Raw genomic sequence first — 1016 nt, forward strand, 5'->3', positions numbered from 1 at the left:
CGCTGTAATTGCGTCAGGGCATCGAAAAGCGCCTTCTGTTCTTCTGTAAGCGTCATTTCGACCCCTTATAAGTTAACCGTTTTCCAACATTTTAATTTGTGTCTCAATGAGTTCAGCCAGACTATCACATGACTCCCATACACGATCTGTGCCAATGCGGTCACATGCTTCCCATTTACCCGTGCGCGAATCATAGTAAAACGTATCAGTGTTATTTCCACCAATAACAATCAGGTTTGTCATGGTCTCATCTTTAAAGCCGGGAATATTCAGAGCATTGTTAAATTCAATCAGCCCAGCAGTATCTTCACCGTCACTCATACCATAAAATACGCATCCATCAGCAAACAACCCATTGCTAATACGCAGAAAAGAGCCGTATTGCTTCCAGAAATCAGGCTGTTCTGGGCTTATCTCTCGTCCAAAGTCATAAGTTTCCAGCTTGCCAGTATAAGGTGGATTGATGTTGTATCCCATGCTTTTGCTGATGCGATTAAACTCATTAACCGCCTTTTCTAAATTTGTCATACACACCTCACGGATAAATCACGCCTTTGGGAACGGGCCACAGCACTGTATTTTCACCTTTAGGCGAAAGGTTATTACTGATGCGACGCTGTGTTGTTGTAAAAACTGGATGTTCTGGAGCACTTTTGATTAGAACTAGGTTTGAGAAATCATTAGTTCCACTATCTTCAAGTGGCAACTTATGGTGTGCTTGATAATCCTTGGGGATCCTGCCAATGCTTAACATTTCACGTTGCGAGGTATCCAGTCTGGCTACAACATCAGGATGGTTAGCAATGCTTTTAGCAAAATCTCTGCGTACAGAGTTATTAAAAGTGCGACGCAAAGCTAAAAGGTCTTCGTTACTCCTTTTGATGTAATTCATCTTCACAACATCGACGTTTTGCAGCAATACGTTTTTACCTTTATAGGTGCCAAGATAGCTGTCTAGTTTTTCCAGCTCAACAGCTTTCCCTAACTTAGCGACATCGCCTAATTTGCCAACTTTT

The 1016-nt window shown here is 42.0% G+C and carries 2 protein-coding genes; both read right to left on the bottom strand.

The features are described from left to right. Positions 1 to 72 precede the first annotated feature (72 nt). Positions 73 to 528 carry a YrhA family protein gene (locus AC971_RS21550; RefSeq protein ID WP_025382461.1) on the bottom strand — a complete coding sequence of 152 codons (456 nt, stop codon included), beginning with the start codon at positions 526 to 528 and terminating at the stop codon, positions 73 to 75. Between the two features lie 7 nt (positions 529 to 535). Then, a partial coding sequence (locus tag AC971_RS24950; protein ID WP_072071386.1) for an HNH endonuclease signature motif containing protein occupies positions 536 to 1016 on the bottom strand: 481 nt, incomplete at its 5' end.

It is taken from the genome of Yersinia similis (assembly GCF_001053095.1).
In the GTDB taxonomy this organism is placed as follows: domain Bacteria; phylum Pseudomonadota; class Gammaproteobacteria; order Enterobacterales; family Enterobacteriaceae; genus Yersinia; species Yersinia similis.

Excerpts from the sequence above, each read along its gene's own strand:
- AC971_RS21550 (WP_025382461.1), bottom strand. The coding sequence starts at position 528 with ATGACAAATTTAGAAAAGGCGGTTAATGAGTTTAATCGCATCAGCAAA.